13 protein-coding genes, 1 tRNA gene and 2 pseudogenes are annotated in these 17,578 nt (G+C 61.0%); 7 read left to right on the top strand and 9 right to left on the bottom strand.

The features are described from left to right. Nucleotides 1-37: 37 nt before the first annotated feature. The 3 genes from ACIBO2_RS49560 (at nt 38) to ACIBO2_RS49550 (ending at nt 1,915) form a co-directional block, all read left to right on the top strand. The gene (locus ACIBO2_RS49560; RefSeq protein ID WP_397304594.1) at nt 38-460 is read left to right on the top strand and encodes a hypothetical protein; all 423 of its coding nucleotides are present in this window, start codon (nt 38-40) and stop codon (nt 458-460) included. Between the two features lie 319 nt (nt 461-779). Further along, nucleotides 780-941 carry a hypothetical protein gene (locus ACIBO2_RS49555; protein ID WP_397304662.1) on the top strand — a complete coding sequence of 54 codons (162 nt, stop codon included), beginning with the start codon at nt 780-782 and terminating at the stop codon, nt 939-941. Nucleotides 942-1,369: 428 nt separating this feature from the next. Continuing rightward, on the top strand, nt 1,370-1,915 hold the full coding sequence (locus ACIBO2_RS49550) for a hypothetical protein (RefSeq protein ID WP_397304593.1): 546 nt from the start codon (nt 1,370-1,372) through the stop codon (nt 1,913-1,915). A gap of 402 nt (nt 1,916-2,317) precedes the next feature. Here the strand turns inward: ACIBO2_RS49550 and ACIBO2_RS49545 are convergent. From ACIBO2_RS49545 to ACIBO2_RS49515, 7 genes and pseudogenes are all read right to left on the bottom strand, one after another. Beyond that, nucleotides 2,318-2,434, bottom strand: a pseudogene (locus ACIBO2_RS49545) (IS5/IS1182 family transposase); the annotation flags it as partial. A gap of 107 nt (nt 2,435-2,541) precedes the next feature. Then, nucleotides 2,542-4,320 (bottom strand): reverse transcriptase domain-containing protein, encoded by a 1,779-nt coding sequence (locus ACIBO2_RS49540; RefSeq protein WP_397304592.1) that lies wholly within the window; start codon nt 4,318-4,320, stop codon nt 2,542-2,544. 535 nt (nt 4,321-4,855) lie between these two features. Then, a pseudogene (locus tag ACIBO2_RS49535) lies at nt 4,856-5,532 on the bottom strand (IS5 family transposase); the annotation flags it as partial. A gap of 176 nt (nt 5,533-5,708) precedes the next feature. Beyond that, nucleotides 5,709-7,424, bottom strand: coding sequence for a hypothetical protein (locus ACIBO2_RS49530; protein ID WP_397304591.1), 1,716 nt, complete (start codon nt 7,422-7,424; stop codon nt 5,709-5,711). Nucleotides 7,425-8,197: 773 nt separating this feature from the next. Further along, a complete protein-coding gene (locus tag ACIBO2_RS49525; RefSeq protein ID WP_397304590.1) occupies nt 8,198-9,070 on the bottom strand; it encodes a hypothetical protein in 873 nt (290 codons plus the stop codon). 259 nt (nt 9,071-9,329) lie between these two features. Beyond that, nucleotides 9,330-9,444: transfer RNA gene (locus tag ACIBO2_RS49520), tRNA-OTHER, on the bottom strand. A 47-nt stretch (nt 9,445-9,491) separates the two neighbouring features. Further along, nucleotides 9,492-9,854 (bottom strand): hypothetical protein, encoded by a 363-nt coding sequence (locus ACIBO2_RS49515; protein WP_397304589.1) that lies wholly within the window; start codon nt 9,852-9,854, stop codon nt 9,492-9,494. Nucleotides 9,855-10,203: 349 nt separating this feature from the next. On the opposite strand from ACIBO2_RS49515, the gene ACIBO2_RS49510 reads away from it, so the two are divergent. Further along, nucleotides 10,204-10,656: a hypothetical protein gene (locus tag ACIBO2_RS49510; RefSeq protein ID WP_397304588.1), complete on the top strand. Its 453-nt coding sequence runs from the start codon at nt 10,204-10,206 to the stop codon at nt 10,654-10,656. Between the two features lie 365 nt (nt 10,657-11,021). On the opposite strand, the gene ACIBO2_RS49505 is transcribed toward ACIBO2_RS49510, so the two are convergent. Continuing rightward, nucleotides 11,022-12,527, bottom strand: coding sequence for a hypothetical protein (locus ACIBO2_RS49505; protein WP_397304587.1), 1,506 nt, complete (start codon nt 12,525-12,527; stop codon nt 11,022-11,024). A 1,228-nt stretch (nt 12,528-13,755) separates the two neighbouring features. Here ACIBO2_RS49505 and ACIBO2_RS49500 point away from each other — a divergent pair. After that, entirely contained in the window at nt 13,756-15,588 is a 1,833-nt protein-coding gene (locus tag ACIBO2_RS49500; protein WP_397304586.1) for a hypothetical protein, read from the top strand. Between the two features lie 250 nt (nt 15,589-15,838). On the opposite strand, the gene ACIBO2_RS49495 is transcribed toward ACIBO2_RS49500, so the two are convergent. After that, entirely contained in the window at nt 15,839-16,573 is a 735-nt protein-coding gene (locus tag ACIBO2_RS49495; RefSeq protein WP_397304585.1) for a helix-turn-helix transcriptional regulator, read from the bottom strand. A gap of 151 nt (nt 16,574-16,724) precedes the next feature. Between ACIBO2_RS49495 and ACIBO2_RS49490 the strand changes: the two genes are divergently transcribed. After that, nucleotides 16,725-17,078 (top strand): hypothetical protein, encoded by a 354-nt coding sequence (locus ACIBO2_RS49490; RefSeq protein ID WP_397304583.1) that lies wholly within the window; start codon nt 16,725-16,727, stop codon nt 17,076-17,078. Continuing rightward, nucleotides 17,062-17,535, top strand: coding sequence for a GntR family transcriptional regulator (locus tag ACIBO2_RS49485; protein WP_397304582.1), 474 nt, complete (start codon nt 17,062-17,064; stop codon nt 17,533-17,535). The genes ACIBO2_RS49490 and ACIBO2_RS49485 overlap by 17 nt, the downstream gene beginning before the upstream one ends. The last annotated feature ends 43 nt before the right edge of the window (nt 17,536-17,578 follow it).

The following is a 17,578-nucleotide window of genomic DNA, read 5'->3' as shown; positions in this document are numbered from 1 at the left end:
CCACCCTCGTACCGCGGAGGCCGGCAGCATGGCCGCATTGATCAGTGAATTACTGGACGACGACCCGATCTCCGGTTTCGTCGGCGTGGTGGACGCCGGGGCCGAGGAATCCCCTGACGACTCCGCCATCGAGCCGGGAGGATGGGCTGCGGCCGAGGACAACTGGATCGCCGTCGACGAGCCGGTCGACCGGGGCTGCCTCGTCAAGTACGAGTTGTGGGACGGCGAGCCGCCGGCGCACCCGTCCAGGGCATCGACCTGGCAGGGGGCCGTCTATCTGGAGTCCGGGATCATCCAGCCCGAGGACATCGCCGGCACCGATCTGACCGGCAGCAGGTTCGACCTCGGCCGGTCCGACCGGCGGTGGAACGTCCGCGTCCACCGCGACCGGCTCGGCCACGGGGCGTTCCCGCCGGACGTCGTCAAGCGGACGTTGATCACCCTGCAGTTCTGGCCGTGAGAGGCCGAGGTCGAGGAGGAGCCGGGGTGCTGGGACTATTTGACCGTCTCCGGGGTCCACGACGTATGTTCCTGGCTCCAGCAGATTGGAAAGCAGCTCATGGCCGTACTTCTGGCCTCCTGGGCACGGTTCGCGCCCGACATGAAGGAGTCCGCGGGCAAGAAGAAAGGGCGCTCCGCCACCGGTCACGGCAACCCCTACCTGGCACGGATCCTCGGCAAGGCGCCCCTCAACGCCAGCCGCACCGACACCTTCCTCGGCGAACGCTGCCGTCCCGAGAGGTCAACTCCCCCACGCCCACCTTCACGATCTTCGACACATCCACGCCACCACGCTGCTCCTGGCAGGCGTACCCGTCCACGTCGTCGCAGCCCGCCTCGGCCACGCCGACCCGGCCATCACCCTCCGCGTGTACGCCCACGTCATCCATGAGCAGGCCGCCACGGCCGCCGACGTCTTCGCCAAAGCCGTCAACGGCTGATTGGGAGCCACCCGGGAGCCACCGTGTTAGCAAGGGTGTTAGCAAGATCTCGACATTGTCCTGACAAACAGAAAGCCCCTGACGGCGTAACGCCTGTTCAGGGGCTTCCTCTTGTAGAGCCGACGAGGGGAATCGAACCCCTGACCTTCTGTTTACAAGGGCAGGGCAGGGGCCATGTCGATCAGTTCGAAGTTCCTGTGAGCAGCAGGTTCAGCTGGTCGCCATAAGGCGGGGTGAGTCGACGTTGCTGTACTGGCTGCTGTACAGCACAACTCATGCCTGGGCGGTACGCAGGACGGTTGAGCTGCCAGCGTAGATGCGACCCTCGTGGACGCCGCTCGCATGGCTCTTTCATCGCACGACGGACAGTCACCCGCACCGTGATGCACCGCTCGGCAAGATCCAACTCCGAGGGCTATCGTACGGCTGTGACGCTCACCGATGCCGATGTGGCCGCTCTGCTCGCACCCGCCGGCCTCCACTTCTTTAAGCGGATGAACCATGAGGACGTCCGGTTGCCTACGCTGCCACCGGGACACTCAGCCGCGAGTGCGAGCCCCGAGCACGGCCGGTTCGATTCCCACCCGGACGAGGTAGCCGATGTCGACGACACGGACATGCCTGACAAGGTGAATGCGGGCTGGTTCCGGATGGCGAATGAGTTCGGGCTCTTCAACGATGACCGCGAGCTCCTGCTCTTGGTCTGCTACGCGAGATACTGGGAAACCGGCACCGGGGACGACGACATGGCGTGGGTTCAGGTACGCCTCCTAGATGAGTGGGATTTCGTCGCGAGTGAGGTAGATCTGCTGAGAAGCTCTATGGCGGGGCTGTTCACGGAACGCTTCGTGCCGGAGTTCACGATGGTGTCCCTGGACGGGCGGATGATGATGAACACGACCGTCTGGGGCAACGGCACAGTCAGCACCATCGTCATACGCCCCCACGATAGCTGTCCGCAGACCGGACGTTGACCCGCAAGCGGAGTCACCTAGAGTTGGAGCGCTACGCGGAAGGACGTCCGGCAGACCAGGTGTGAGAGCCAGGACGCCATCGATCGGCGGCCCAATCGTGATCTCGACGCCCTCGTCCCAGCGGGGCCGGCGCCACTGCACGCGAGTCGTCAAGCGGCGATCCGATCGCAGGCCATGCACCCGCCGGGCCGAGAGGTGACAACCCTTACGAGGGCTGCCTACCCAGGATCTCTAAATGAGCGATCGCCCCAACCACCTACGACGAGCACCGAAGTCAGCGATCGTCACGACCGCACAATTTACCTGTGCGCGCAACGCATGGTTCGCCGAGGCCGCTCCTTGCTACCTAGGCGGCGGACGTGTGCTCTTGGGCACCTACGCTAAGAGGTCCTAACAAAGGACCTATCGGACGAGGCGTCGCCAGCAGATGATCGCGGCTGCGAGGGTCATGAATGCTTCGTGGATGTCGTCGCGGATCTCCCAGCGGATGCGCAGGCGGCGGAACCAGTGCAGCCAGGCGGATGGGTCGGCCGAGCGACGAGGTGTCAGCTTGGGCTGATCCTTTTCCGCTCGGCCTCCCGCCGAACCGGACTTGATGGTTTCCCGATCATCCGGCTCTCCAGTGACTACTGCGTGAGCGGTGCAGCAGGTTGCCCGTGGATTTGGCCGTGGCAGGCGGCGCAGACCACGAGAGTCTTTCGTCGCCGGTTGGCCATGGCTTTGGCCCACTGAGGCTGCAGCGGCCCGGGTGCGCCGAGGTCTTTCAGAGCGCGGACGTGGTGAACCTGGACCTCGCCCGTGTGCTGGCAGATCTCGCAGATGTCCGCCAGGAGCCGGGTGAGCAGCTCCTTGTGCGGGTAGTCGACCCGGACCGGCTGGCGGTCGGTGACCGTCGCCGTCTTTTGCCGGTGGAGTGGTATCCCACCGAACCGTGCGACCAGTGGCTGCCTGCCAGAGCGTTCGAGGCATGCCTCGAAGCAGGTGCGCTGCCCGTGGGGTGTGGAGATCTTGGCCTTATGCTTGGCCGCCATCTTCGACACCGATGAGCGGTGCTTGCCCGCCAGGGTCTTGAGCATCGAGGTCTCCATGACCCAGCGCAGCCGGTGAAGCCGGAAGACATCTCCGGCCAGCAGGTAGTACTGAACGATGCCCCGGTAGATGGCCCCGTAGGTCGCGACGATGGTGTAATCGCTGCCGTTGGTCAGGGCCGTCTGCTTGGCGGGTTTGCCGCGCCGCAGGTAGGGGGCGGTCTTGGCCTTGATCACATCCAGCGGGACGCGCAGCGCGACCTGCCCGTTGGCCGTCCTGCGGCGGCGGGTGGTCTTGCTGTCGTTGTGCTGGATGGTGATTTCATAGCCGAGGAACCGGGCCGCGCCGGTGCGGGCGTGGGTGATCAGCGTCTTGTCCGCCGACAGTTCCAGCTTGAGTTCGTCACGCAGGAACGTCGCCAGTCGCTGTTTGATCTCCTCGGCTTCGGCCTTGGGTCCGGTGAACCCGAGCAGATGGTCATCTGCGTATCTGCAGTACCGCAGCCGTCGATACCCCGGATCATTGGGGTCGGCGCTGGGCAGGCTGACCATCCGTCGCCGTAGTGACCGAGCCTCGGCCCGGTCACCGCGCCGGCGGGCTTTGGCCAGCTGGTTCTGCAGATCGAGGTAAGCGGGGTTGCGAGCCCTGCGTCCCCCTCGGGTGTACTCCGGGATGAGAACCGTCTCGACGAACTCGTCCAGCTTGTGCAGATAGATCGAGGACAGGATCGGCGAGGCGACCCCACCTTGAGGAGCACCCGACAGAGTGGCTCCCCACTTCCAGTCCTCCAGGTATCCGGCTGTGAGCATGTTGCGCACCAGCCGCAGGAACCGGTTGTCGTGGATCTTCTCCGACAAAATTTTGATCATCAGGTCGTGGTCCAGCGACCCGAAGCAGTCGGCGATGTCTCCCTCGATGAACCAGGCCGTCCCGGTCCAGGTGTTGGCAATCTCCCGCAACGCGGTATGACAGCCTCGCCGGGGCCGGAACCCGTGAGACCGGTCGGAGAACGTCGGCTCGTAATACGCCTCAAGCAACAGGCGCACGACTTCGCCGACGAGTTTGTCCGACCAGGTCGGCAGCCCCAGTGGACGCGTTCTCCCGCTCTTTTTCGGGATATGCACTCGCCGGGCCGGGCGGAATCGGTAGCGCTCGTGGCGCATCGCATCAATGATGCGTTCGATTTTCCGCACCGACATGCCGTCCACGGTTTCCTGCGTGACTCCGGGCGTCATCGCGCCATGGTTGGCATAAATACGTCCGTAAGCCAATAGATATAACTGCGGGTTGAACAGTTGCCGATACAGCTCTTCACATGGCAGGCCGCGCCTGCCGCGTTCACGCAGGACACCCAGCACCGTTGCGGCGCTCTGCATTGCGCATACCTCCCGATCTGGTGGTGTCCCGCCACCTGGCCTCCTTCGCCCATGTAGGCGGCTTTCCCGCCCTCCTTGGCCGGTCGTGACTCCGGCGACTACTACGAGGCCTCCGTCGCCATGGGGCTCGCGCCCGACAGGCGATCCCGCGTTCGTCTCTGTTGTACGTTGCAGCGTGACGTAGGCGCCCCACTCATCTCCTTGAACACCCTCGCTGGGCGTCGCCCCGCGCTCTGGAGGTTGCATCGGCCACAATCGACTCCGACGCAGAGCGCGGCACCGGTTTCAGAGGTCTTTCCGGCGGATGGGAACTTGCATCGACTGGAGATTAGGATTCAGGCAATCAAGCTTTCGCCATATCACGCGGGTCCCTCCGACACCCCGTCCCTGACCACTGGGCCCGGCCGCCGGATTTCCTGGCATGCTATTGTCCCCTTCACCTTTCGGATCCAGGTCAGCCATTCGACCCAGAAACCTCCCTCCAAGTCCCTCCCGGCTCAGCCGGGGATACAACAGAGCGCCTCGCGGCGCACATCGTGCGTTCGATGACCCAGCGGTGAACGCCCAGGCCGGAGCCGTGCGGGGTGCCGCGCCGGGCGATGTGCGGACGAATGCCGACGCGCCAGACCCGGCGCCGGTAGACGTCATGGTCGTAGCCGCGGTCGGCGTATAAGCAGGCAGGACGCTTGCGCGGCCGGCCGGGCCGGCCCCGTACCGGCGGGATCGCCTTGATCAACGGCAGCAGCTGGGTGACGTCGTTGCGGTTGCCGCCGGTCAGCGACAACGCGAGCGGGATGCCGTTGCCCTCGGCAATGACATGGTGTTTCGAGCCCGGCTTGCCGCGGTCGACCGGGCTCGGCCCGGTTTTGGGCCGCCCTTGAGCGCCCGCACGTGCGAGCTGTCGATCACCGCCTTGGACCAGTCCAGTTGACCGGCGGCGTGCAACTCCGCCAGCAGCAGCCGGTGCAGCTTGTCCCAAACTCCGGCCTGATGCCAATCCCGCAGCCGCCGCCAGCACGTCATGCCAGAGCCGAAGCCCAGCTCCTGCGGGAGGAACTCCCACGGGATCGCGGTGTAGAGCACGAACAAGATCCCGCACAACGCCTTACGATCATCCAGCCGCTTTCGCCCCGGATGATGGGCACGCCGCCGCACCTTCGGCAACAACGGCTCGATCCGCTCCCACAAGCTGTCCGAGACGATCCACGGCAGCTGCTCACCCTTCCTCACACCTCACCCAACGACAATCATCACCATGAGGATGCGGGCAATCTCATTCTGTTATGACCTCTAAGTGCATTGTGGGCCAGGATCATATCTCGAAGCTTCGCATCAGCACAGGCGAAGTCAGGCCCCCAGTAGAGGCCATGTTGCCACAAGAAATCTGTCTACCTACTATCCCTCATGCCGGCAGCGCGTTCGAGGATGTCCTTAGCAGTTCTCTGCACAAAACGTGAAGTATGGTTCTCGGCAAGCTCGCCGACAATGTCACGGCACCAGAAGTGTTCTGGTAGAGGCTTGTAGACTTCACAAGCATCCATCAGGCCACGCAGCACTCCCGAGACAATAGCGATCCCCGGTTCTGCAAGTAGAGTGCGGACCCGTGTCTTAATTTTGTCTATCAGCGCCACGTCAGGCAGCAAGCTAAGATAAGCTAGAGCATACGAGGCTCTATTTCGGACGCCAGATTCATAGTCGTGCGATAGTTGCAAAAGCAAAATAGCCGACCACTCGACGTCTGGATTCCGAGCGGCAATTTGCAAGCAACTGAGAGCAGCCTCTTGGCGCGCACCAATTTCCCGAGATCCCGCGTCCCGCAAAACATCGGCTTGAGCGTGGTCAGGCCCAATTAGCCCATAAGCGAGATAGAAATTACGGCAAGCAGCCTCGAACTGTTCTGCCGTTACAGGGTAGAGGCGAGTTTGTCGCATATCAGGTGGGGTTGGCAATCGCGCTCGCGTAAGATGCTCTCGCACATCTTCAGGAAGAGTCGTTCGCACGGCATGATTCGTAAGCACCCTTAGTGCATCTACCTTGCTTGCGGCCATCACAAGTGGGTGCTCTAGCCCAGGCAGGAGTGTAGCCCACATATCGTCGCGTGAATATTTAGCAATCAGAAAAGCGGCCAGCTCAAAAGGTGACCATATATAACCCATCACCTTGCCGTGCTCAGCGTCGTGCTGGATTTCATCGACTTGAGCACTAACAATTTCGACTGCCTTCTCCAGATCACCCTGTGCCGGCGGGTCTCCCAGTAGCTCCTCAATCAAAGCGGCTACAAACTCATCTCCACGGAGCATCTTACGAACACTCTTCGGAGGAGAGACTTCTAGCGCCGCAAAAGCTCGCAACCTATCTATCGCAAGAACCTGGGCAGATGAGAATCCGGCCGACTCAAGGAAGACCAACCAGTCGCTTTTAGTACTCGCCGGGACGGTCATCCAATCGATCTTCTGAACCAGCCGAGCAATGGTGGTAAACAATGGCTGATTGATGAGTTGTATAGAATCACGCACAAGGTTGAGAGTCGACGCTGCCACGTAGCTCATATCTACCTCTTCAAGCCCAGAGGTGAGAGTTGATAGCAACTTTAGCGTTGTCTCGATTTTCCCTGATCGCGATACGACCGAACCTGCAACACGACCGTCACGGCTAGTCTGAACGTATATGAATGGCATGGCGAGGGCACGGGAGGTGAAGTCTAGGGGCACAAGATCAGCAGAATGCTCTAGTAGAACTAGATCTGACGCCGTAACAAAATCCTGCAGACTACGAGCAGCAATCAAATCTTCGGCGCTCTGTCTTATTATGTCTAGCTGCCCCTGAGCTCTCAGCTCACGCAGAAAGCTCCTCAGGTGGTCTTGAGCGTCGCCCTGCCGGAGTAGACGAATTGCTTCCGCGTTCGAGCCTGAATGCGTAGTGCCATTAGAGAGCGCCAGTGCTAGTACATTGCCGAATGTTTGGCGAACACGCGTGACACCGGATAGGTCGCCACTCAATTCTGCATTGAGTAGAGACGCATAGAGAAGTCGAATATCGGAGTCACTCTTGTATCCAAAGCGCACTCGTCTAGGAGAAAAGCTTCGCTTGAAAGTCTCCTCCATCACACCCGTGAGAGCTGAAAGCATATCTCTGACTGGGTGCACAGCGGCTGCAGGGAATGGAGAACGGACTATATCCACCCAGGATTTATCCGCGCTATCCGCTGTCGTCGACAACAAGGAGCGCGCTCGACCACGGATAAGTTCGACCAATCGAACTTGAGACTCTGCAGCCGACCAGCTAATTCCTGGGGAGACTTCGAACTCATCCCATGCGGATGCTACCTGCTCCAACAGAGCGATCACTCTGTATGCATATCTGCGACATTCTGCCTCTCGATTTGTCTCAAAGCATCGAAAGGCGCATTGCTGCAGGAGGATCGCGGCTGCCAAATCGCGGGATGCCGCCCCCCCGGCCGGGCTGCCAGCGATTGCTGTAGCCAAGTCATCGAGGAGAGATAGCTGAGATTCGGGCTCGTCATAATCTGAGCTAACCGCAGCCGCGAGGAGGGCCGCAGCTGCACGCGCTCCCCAGGTGTATCTTAGGTCTCTAGCGATCACGACCAAATCATGTAGACCGTCGCGAGAGCTCTGGGTATCTAGAGACCTTCTTGCCGCATCCAACAAGAAATGGCTATTTGAGCCAGGATTCGACTCGTCTTCACGCGAAAGATCTACGAACGCGGAATATTCCTGCCATTGATACTGCACAATGAGAGCAAGAAGCGCAGGTCCTTCAGCACGATCAGTTCTAAAGTTCGGGTGAGGCGCAACATCTCCTGGCGACAAGCAAGCAATTAGCCATTCAATTTGCAGCCCATTGTTAGCAACAGCCATTACTCCTCCTGCGCAACAGAAGGATATCCGTACTTGTCATCGAGTAGGGCCTGCATCGTCGCAGCTCTTACAACTATACCGACATGCCTGGACAATCCTGATCGAAAATCCTCCTCGGTAGGACAGATCAGAAATCTCGCTTGGTCTTGGGCGTAGCCAGCGAGCTTGATCATGTTGTGCCCTACGCTCTCTGCAATGACATCGTTTGATAGGCCTGCTGCAATCAAAATTAAGCGCGCTAAAGGATAGCAATCCCTAGCTTGCCGAAGCTTCGCCAACGTTGTCTTCTTCACTACAGCATGTTGTGCTGCAGAGAAGATCGAAACGATAGCGACCGACTCTGAAACGTCACGATGCTCTTCGTCCAGTTGTGCGCATATGGTTGACGGGATCGCTTCGACAACATCGAAGACTATCTCCTCCCACCTACCATTATCCAGGAAGGGGGACAGACTATACAGGACGACCGGACGCCGGACTCCTTGCTGCGAGGAAGACTCGTGAGTTGCTACTTCCGCCGTCGGTGTCGTCGTTGAAGCAACAGTGACCGGCCTGTCACCTTGTACTAGATTCACGGGCCCGTTGAACGTTGCACTGCTCAGATCCATGGAGTGCGACGCGTTGTTGGTGTGCTCCTCCTCAGTGGGTGGCCGCTCTATCTCCGTGCCCCAAAAGCGGTCCATGATCACCAAGAGAGCAAGAAGGACAGTCGCTCCCAGCAGCGCCCACCCGGCGTGCTGACGCAGGAAATCCAGCGGGCCCCACCATGTCGTCTGTCCAGCCACAACGTTCTGGAGAAGACCGGCCAAGGTCCCGACCCACAAGACCGCGACAGCGACTAGCGTTCCACGCACCGCCGACCGTCGGCCCACAGGTCCTCCACCTATGCTTCCGCCCTCCGACAGGACGACACGTTGGGTGGGACTTATCCTATCGATCCGGCTTGCCGCGCTTGTCCCATCCGCAGCGTGTCGCCAAGACGCCTACTTGTCTTCGCCTGAGGTTCGGGCACGCATTGGGCACAACCAGCCGCCGAGTGTCGATCATGCTCGCACACACCCGAACACCACAGCATGTCGCACAACAGCAGAAAGCCCAGGTCGCCAGCGAGATGACCCAGGCCTCTGGGAGAGCCGACGAGGGGAATCGAACCCCTGACCCTGTGTTTACAAGCCACTTCGAGACCGTCCGCAGGCGTCCGAGGGACTCCTCCTTGCCTGCTCGCGAGCGCCTGGACGCCGTCGCCAGTCCCTCAACGTCCGTGATCGTCCACAACCGTTGTCAGCAACGGCGTTAGCAAGATCTGCCGTCATCGTGATGCTGGTTCTCCAGCAGGGCTCGTAGACGACGCACCTCGGCTACCAGGAGCGGGACATCGGACCGCGCGTGCGCGATGAACGCCGCGTTCTCATCCCACCGATCATCAGGACCGGCAACATAGGGCATCGGAAACTGCACCAAAGTGGCAGCCACCATCTCCCTGTCCTCCCACTCTGGCCAACGGCTGCCCTCGCCATCGTCGGGCACGGTGCTGACAGCGACCAGGTTCGCGGCAGCGTCATCGTCAAGAAACCGCACATACCAGGGTCCAGGTGTCGCGCTATGGGCACGGTTCTCGATCTCATGCAGGTCGCCGTCACTGATAGGTACGCTCATGTACCAAGCATCCAGGCCGCTGACCGGCGAAACGCCAAAAGCAACCCCTCGCAGATTGGGTGATCTCCGCCCCGCGATGCGATCACCTGCGAAAACAGCTCGATCATGCGGCTGAGCAGCGGCTACGCCTGCGGATATCTCGCATCACCTGTTGCTGGTTCCGGCACTCTCACGGAACAGCGACGAAACAAGGGCAGAGCATCGAGGCCCTCACCAACGCTGAGCACACGGCAGGACACCGACAACTGAGCCGCAGCATGGTCAGCGGCGTGGCACTGCGCCCCCACATGAATCGTGATCAATGCGCGTGCATCGCGAGACGGTCGGATCAGATGCTTGCGGTGTGGAGATGTGCAACGCGAGTGTCCCACCCGCCGCCGAAGGGCGGCTTGCCGAGCGGGTGGTCGCCGCCGGGCTCGCTGGCATCACCCTGCCCTTCGTCCAGTTCGGCTGGCTGCTGCTCGTGGCCGCCCTGTCCGACGACTCGCGCTGCGGCCACTTCGGCTGCCTCGGCCAGCTGGCCGACGCGTCGACGGTGGGGAACTGGGCGGCGGTCGTGCTCGCCTGGCCGCTGCTGCACCTCCTACGGGTGCGCCCGGCGTGGTCCGTCGCCGTGCTGGCGCCCTTCTTCCTGGTGCCAATCTGGGAGCTCGCCGACGTACCGGTCGGCGTGGTCGCCGGAGCGTTCGCCTACCCACTGGCCGCCCTGGTGAGCGCGCCACGCCTGTCATGGCGGCGGCGCAGTCTGGTTCTGACCCTCTTCCTTCTGCTCCGCGCCTTCCTCGCGCTTTCTTCCGGATAGTCCCAGCCCGGGCAGCCCGCGGGTCGGCCTCACCGTAGGCCAGAATCAGGGAGGGCTCGCATCTGATCCGTAGCCAGTTCGCGATCGTCCGCCACCATCCACCGCCGTCACAAGCTCCTGGTCAACGGCTCTCACGGCTTGTTCTGGCTCCAGGGCCATGCACCTGTGTCCAAGGACGTTGTTAGCGACAGCGTTAGCAAGATCAGTCGACCACTGGCCATCCTGGTATTGCCGACTGGCGGCCAACCGGCCTGCTGAACTGCGGACACGAACGCGCCCTGAGCCTTGCCCATCGGTCAAGGGCACCCAAGAATCCCGGAATCGTCGACGATCTGAGCGTCTGTCGATGGCGGGTGGCGTACTGATCAGCACCGGTCCCAGCGGCGGGACGAAGTGAGTTGAACGTCGTCCTCTTTTACGGTCAGGGCGCCGCCAGACCTGTCCCAGAGAGCAGCCCGGCCGTTCGCATCTCCGAGCAGCACCAGAGGACGGCCCGGTACGGGTGCTGCGCCTTTGAAGGCGATCTTCTCAGTGACGGGCACAAGGCAGACTGCCTTTGGCTCGATCCCGTGAAACGGTTTCGTCGTCCCTGCGGCCCGCAGGTCCCCCAAGGCGATGGCACCACCCCGGGCCCCTTCCTGTATACCGAGGACGCAGGGAACTAGAACCGCGACCGTCAATGCGAACAGCGTGACGATCGTGACCATCCAGAGAGGAACGATCAGGTTCACGTGATAGCCCCATCCGAGTATCGCAAGTGACCCCAGGGCCAGCAGCAGCGTGAGACCGGTCAAGGACCATGACGGCCGCAATGCCTGCCACCACGGCAGCTCAACGTCATCCGCGCCCAGGCCGAAGATGCTGAGATAGGTCTCGTACGTCAGCTGCCCATAGACCATGGGCAGCGGTATCGCGATGGTCGCCAGCATGGGCAGCAGCCATGAAAGAGCAACCTTTAGCGATGTGTAATGGAAGAAGTGACGAACTCCGGAAACGGTGGCAGGCGTGATCAATGCTAAACCTGCCAGACGGATGGCGTCTGGCGGTGGATCCGCGGCGAGGACCCATCCCAAGAACGCCATCCCCAGTGGGAACGTGCAGCCCAACAGCCAGGAGCGCATCAGCCATCGGCAAGGGATGGCTGACGCGGCCACGACGACGAGCGCGACAGCAGTCCACGATTGGCTCGGCCAGGTTTGCCCCAAGATGACACCACCAGCGAAAGGCGCGAGCACGGAGAGCGCAGCGCCAGTGGCGATCGTCGCCACACGCGGTGGCTTCGCCGAGCGATATTTTGCCTTCATGCGCCGAAGATCGTCCTCGGAGCTCTCGCCCCACGCCTTGCGCACCATCAGCCGGCGACCATTGAATTCAGTGGTACGACTGCTCGCGAGGGCCTCCGCATCTGCCACGGACTGCGCGTGGATTTCGCCGTCGACCGGACGCCTCGTCAAGGAGTCAAAAACGCGATACCGGGCGTCGAAGGTTCCCGACGGTCGGCGAAGGTGAGTCCACCTGATGCGGACGAAGATTCCATCCTGGATGCAAGAGCGCAGCAGATGGCTCCTTCCTGCGTTGAGCGATCCGATACGCGATCCGGCGATTGGCACATCGGCCTGGAACTGTGAACCATTCGTGGATTGACGTACTCGCCATCCGCGGGACCTGCACATCGCAGGAACCAACTCGGCATCCTCGGCCGTGGTTTCGAACTCTACTCGGACCGTATGGTCATATGGGTACGACGTGCTCACCTCGACCCAGGGTTCCCAGGTCGACTCGTATGGACCGATAGGCTTTTCTGTCGGTTCGTTTTTACGGTTTCGGACGGCCAGCAATACCACCAGCACGAGAAGATTCCAGACTGCCATCACAAGAGTGTCAAGCAGGGCGGTCAAGTTCCGAAGCCAATCACCGGCAACCTTCATCGAACTGTGAGACCACACGAAGCCGGGGAGCGCGTCGGTTGAGCGTGATCGAAGCCCTGAGTGCGGACACCAGGGTTAGCACGGAGCGGCGCGACCACCCGATCTTCCGCTTTTCAGGCGGAGCAATCGCCCTGCACGGCTGATCGAGACCGTGGTCAGGCGCGCGTGGACGGTGGCGCGGATGCGTCGGCATGTGGGGACGTTGCTGTCAGCGCTACTGTCACCTCAGCCATGGTCACCCGGTGGCAAGGTCCGACGAAGGAGGGCCTTGCCGGCGATCGCCCCAGCCCGTACGGCGGGTACCGAAGTCCGCGATCGTCACGGCCTCAGCCACCGTGCGGCCATCTGATCCGTCTGCATCGATGCAGTCGAGAGACATCTAAACGCGCCTTCATCTCCTGTCCTGTGGAAGCCTGGTAGAGAGCGACCACGTCTGCCCTGGTCCAGCGTCGTCCGACCGGCGGCTGACATGCTGGCGGGACCGGTACTCCCGAAATCCGGTGGCAAGCCAATCCGGAGCGCAGGTCCGCAAAGCCGAGCACCGGAAGTGGCACGGCAACAAGATCTCTCTAATCGACGGACGTGCGAGAGCAAACTGATTTTTTTCCTCCTCGCCGCCGGCGGGAGCCTCTGATGGAGCGCGGAATGTCGCACCCGCGTCGTACACTGACTGACGTCCTCCGATCGCTGATCTCGGGCGTACGTTCTCCTATGGCTGGAGAGTGACATGGCAGGAACCCTGCACTACCGCCTACGGGTTGCGCACATCTATCAGCGGAGGTTCGACTCGGACAGTCTCGCGGAAGCTCTGGCGTCTGCCCACTGGTATCTTATTACCAGACGACCCGCCGTTAAGATGGTCCCTGACTCATTTCGATATCAGGACGAAATTCTTACCGCCGAATTTGTCACTCGTGATAGCAGGACTGGAATCTCGACTGTACATGCCCTCGGGTCTGACACCAGCCGTCTTGACCCCTTGAGCAACTTTCGAATCTACGCGGATGGCTCCTACTTTTCATTTCGGGCGGCAAACAAACTTATCCATGGTGATTCCTGGGCCCTAGCCTCACTACTCGCCGAGGCACGGGGAGACATATCGCAACATGAGGTTCTCTACGTCGGCCAAGCCTATGGCGTGAACCACTCTCGTAATGCTTACGAACGAACTTTGGCCCACAAGAAGCTTCAACGTATCTACGAGGATCATATCGACAGCGGGTACGAAGTCTTTGTAGCTCCGCTGGTGTGCGATAAGTCGATACTCATAAACGATGATCATATTGATGACGCGGAGGACGGCCCGGACCTGAACCTCTACTGGAGAGATCTTGTTGCAGCAGATGGAAGCATTCTGCGAGCGTCCGTAGACCTGATCGAGCATAGCATAATCTCCTACTTTGCCCCTCACTACAACGAAAAGTTGGTCGAGTGGCGCGCGGCCAGACCAACCGATGCGATGAGCAAAATGCGGGCGGCTAGATTTCGACTTATTCATATTCACTTGAGTGGCTGGCAAGGCCTCGCACGCTTCTTCTCTCCTTCGGTGCCACCGTCCAAGAGTCATCTGATGTCACATGATCTACCGCCCGTGGATCTAGCCACACAAAATTCACTTAGAGGAATTTCAGCTGAGCGTCTAAGCGCATGGCGTTTCGGAAGCTTCATGCTGCGTGAAGGACATGAAACCCTTGCCGATCTGGCGGAGAACACAGGCTCAGCAATGCTTATTTTCGGGGATGAGGCTCCTGCGATTCGAAAGCCACCGGGCATTAGCCTTCCGCCGCCTGTATCTGCGAGCAAAGTCGATGCCCGCCACCAGGTAAGGGCAGAAATACGCGCTACGCGAGAATTGGAGCGAAAGAAGAGCGAGCCACTTCGGCACCCGGGAGTGCCAACGTACGATAGAGCCAGTGGCACAATCCAAGTCGGCGAGTACGTTGACGGTACCCCATCTCGCCTTCGACTGCATGATCCCAAGACTGGGGAGGTAGATTCCGTTCTTATTATTGGGGATCCGGAAACGGGAAAGTCAAGTGCTCTTATCAGTTTGATGCTTGAGGGCTTCGGCTCGGCTGCATTTGATATTGTACCTGTAGATCCTTCGAATAAAAACGACCTCGAAGGCTTTGCCAGAAAGCTCTATTCCAAACTTCCGGTTGCCACTAACCTCATTGACTCGATCAGAGCGCTCGAGGTTACCTATAAAATTATTGGAATCCGAAAAGAGCAAGGCCGTACAGGAATCCCGTCAGCGAATAACCCGGGTCTTCTCGTTGGAATTGACGACTCCGACCAGCTCCTCGCAGATACACGTGGCGCCGAGTTGGTGGTGAAGATCCTTGCTTCGGCCTCGCGAGTGGGGGTCGGACTCATGATCGTGGTGTCAGATATCCGCGCACTCGAATCCAATGAACCTCTCATGAAGTCACTAATGACATGCTCACAGAAGCTTGCTTTTATGGAGAATGGCTACTACCTCTTAGCCGACCTTGAGGCGCGACATGGAGTATCCAGGCAAGCAACTTGGGATGGGGAGTCCATTACTGCTATTATCCGACGCGATACATCGAACACCAGCGTTGGGATAATAGTGGCCAAGTTCGAGGCCGAACTAGACGCATCCGTAGTCACTGCCCTTTGCTCAAATACAACGATCCCTGAAGGCCGATATATCGGCAACTGGGATATGGTGAACTTTCCGGATCATTGGCGCAACATGGATCTCAATGGAAAAGAGTGGAGGTTGACTCGGCACGAGGATTCCTGGGTGTTGAGCGCTAGCCTTTCGACAGCCGGCAATGAAGCTATTGATAGTGGTGCGGATGTAATCAGATGGGCTAGTTCAGTCATCAGCTATAGGCTGGAAGGTGAGTTCTCCCGGTGGCAAGCCGGACCTACCACACAAGGTGTTGCAACGCTCTATGCCGATGCGCTGGGAGAAGTTAGTCCAAAACACCACTCCCTCGAATCGACGTATCGCATGTTTTTGCATCGATACTGATTCCAGGCATAACAAGACGTAAAGCACATTCGTTACCCTGTTCGGCTCTTCAGCTGTCATTGCGCTGATGGCGGCGTGCGCCTTCTGGCCCACCGTTCCGTCGTGTGGTTGGCGCGCGGGTGGTGCTGGCCGCGACCGGCCGGAGAGCCGCAGCGCGGCCAGCAACCGCCTGACGCGCGGCAGGCCGCCGGAGGCGGGCTGCCCTTGATGACGTGTAGATAAGTTGCTTTCAGTGCTGTCCGTGGGTGGCTCAGTGCTGGTTGCGGTAGGGCTGGGCTGTGGTCCAGGTGCGTTCGAAGCTGGTGAGGTAGATGTCTGCCAAGCCTCGATCGTCATTGTGGTGTAGGTGTATGACGGGGGCGTTGGCGGCTGGTGTGGCGTAGGCGTGGGTGTTGACGAGGAGTTCGTTGTCGGCTCGGTAGATGGAGCCGTAGAGGACCGTGCGGTGTAGGCGGACCTCGACGCCTTTGACGTCGAGCAGGGGCCGGTAGAGCGTGAGGGCGTTTGTGATTCGTGCGGCCATCACCGTAGGGCCTATGCCTTCGTCGGCTCCGCGAGCTGCGACTTCGGGGCTGTCGGGGTCGCCGAGGAGGATGCGGACTGTGGCGCCTACGCTGGCTCGGGCGGTGAGGATGTTGAGGAGTCCGCGGTCTTCGGCGAGGAAGAGTGCGCTGTAGGCGAGGATGCCGATCTCCTGGCTGGCCTGTTGGAAGAGGTTACGCCATACGGTGTGCGGGACGGTCCAGCGGTGGGGGTAGATCGCTTGTACGCCGTCGGCGAGCACTTCGCGTCGTGGGGCAGCTTCCGGCCATAGGTCGGCCTCGTCGACGTGGAGGAGGTCGGCGATGGCCCAGCGGTGGCGGGGGTAGGGGGTGCGTCCGTTGATCCAGCGGGCGACGGTTTTGGGGTCGACGGCGAGTGCGGCGGCGACGTCGGTGGTGTTGAGCCGGGCGGTAGCCAGCGCGTAGCGGAGGTTGTTGTTCATGGGATCCGCCTGCTTGTCTCGCGAAACGGTCGTGTGCTGCGACGTTAACATCAGACGTCCCTAGACGTCCCCAAGTTGCGGTGTTCCCGCCCCTGACCCCAGAGCGACTCTCAACACGTACACCCAACCGGGAGCGTCAGAGAGGACGAGCATGCCGACGAGCAAAACCGTCAAGGAGCAGCAGCGGGCCTACGCCGAGCGGTTGCTGACCGCGCTGGGCAGCCAGCTGGCCGTGCGTGAGGTCACGGTGGTGCTGATCGTGGCCGAGGACGGGCGGCCGGCCTTGGATGTGACCGATAGCCGGTGCAGGATGCGGCGGGTGTTCGTGCAACTGCCGTTCTGCTGGTTCTACTGGGGCGATCAGGACGACGAACGGGTGTCGTTCCTGCAGATGCCGGCCGCGGTGGACCGGGTCGAGCAGGCCGCTCGGGCGGGCTGGCACGCGGGCGAGCAGGGCGAGCTCAGCGTCGATCTGAACAAGATGCTCGATGCCTACCGGGGCTGATCAGGTGGTCGCGGGCCGATGGCTGACCGGCGGCCGGGTCTACCCCCAGGTCGCCGACCGCCTTCGTGAGCGGATCGGGTCGGGTGAGTTCCCGCCGGGCAGCGTGCTGCCCTCGGAGGCGGCGTTGTGCCGGACGTTCGGGGTGGCGCGCAACACGGTGCGGCGGGGGATGGCACTGCTGGAGGATGAGGGGTTACTGGTCACCGTCCCATCCATGGGGCGGGTGGTGTGCGGGGCGGAGCCTGCGGCGCGGTACCGCTATCAGGTGATCGCCGCTGAGCTGCGCGAGCAGATCGAGCACGGGCAGTTTGCTCCGGGTGCTGCTGTGCCGAGTGAGACCGAGCTGAGGCGGCGTTTCGCGGTTTCGCGGAACACGATGCGGCAGGCGTTGTCGGTGCTGGAGCGTGAGGGCCTGGTGGTGGCCGAGCATGGCCGGGGCCGGTTCGTCCGAACATGAGTAAGTCTGGGATGAGACGTCCTGGGACGTCTCACCCCGACCT

It is taken from the genome of Nonomuraea sp. NPDC050022, assembly GCF_044460705.1.
Classification (GTDB): domain Bacteria; phylum Actinomycetota; class Actinomycetes; order Streptosporangiales; family Streptosporangiaceae; genus Nonomuraea.
This window is presented reverse-complemented; position numbering and strand designations above follow the sequence as displayed.

Coding starts and splice junctions, on each gene's coding strand:
- ACIBO2_RS49540 (WP_397304592.1), bottom strand. CDS start 4,320: ATGCAGAGCGCCGCAACGGTGCTGGGTGTCCTGCGTGAACGCGGCAGG.
- ACIBO2_RS49530 (WP_397304591.1), bottom strand. CDS start 7,424: ATGGAGGAGACTTTCAAGCGAAGCTTTTCTCCTAGACGAGTGCGCTTT.
- ACIBO2_RS49515 (WP_397304589.1), bottom strand. CDS start 9,854: ATGAGCGTACCTATCAGTGACGGCGACCTGCATGAGATCGAGAACCGT.
- ACIBO2_RS49510 (WP_397304588.1), top strand. CDS start 10,204: ATGTGCAACGCGAGTGTCCCACCCGCCGCCGAAGGGCGGCTTGCCGAG.
- ACIBO2_RS49505 (WP_397304587.1), bottom strand. CDS start 12,527: ATGGCAGTCTGGAATCTTCTCGTGCTGGTGGTATTGCTGGCCGTCCGA.
- ACIBO2_RS49495 (WP_397304585.1), bottom strand. CDS start 16,573: ATGAACAACAACCTCCGCTACGCGCTGGCTACCGCCCGGCTCAACACC.
- ACIBO2_RS49490 (WP_397304583.1), top strand. CDS start 16,725: ATGCCGACGAGCAAAACCGTCAAGGAGCAGCAGCGGGCCTACGCCGAG.
- ACIBO2_RS49485 (WP_397304582.1), top strand. CDS start 17,062: ATGCCTACCGGGGCTGATCAGGTGGTCGCGGGCCGATGGCTGACCGGC.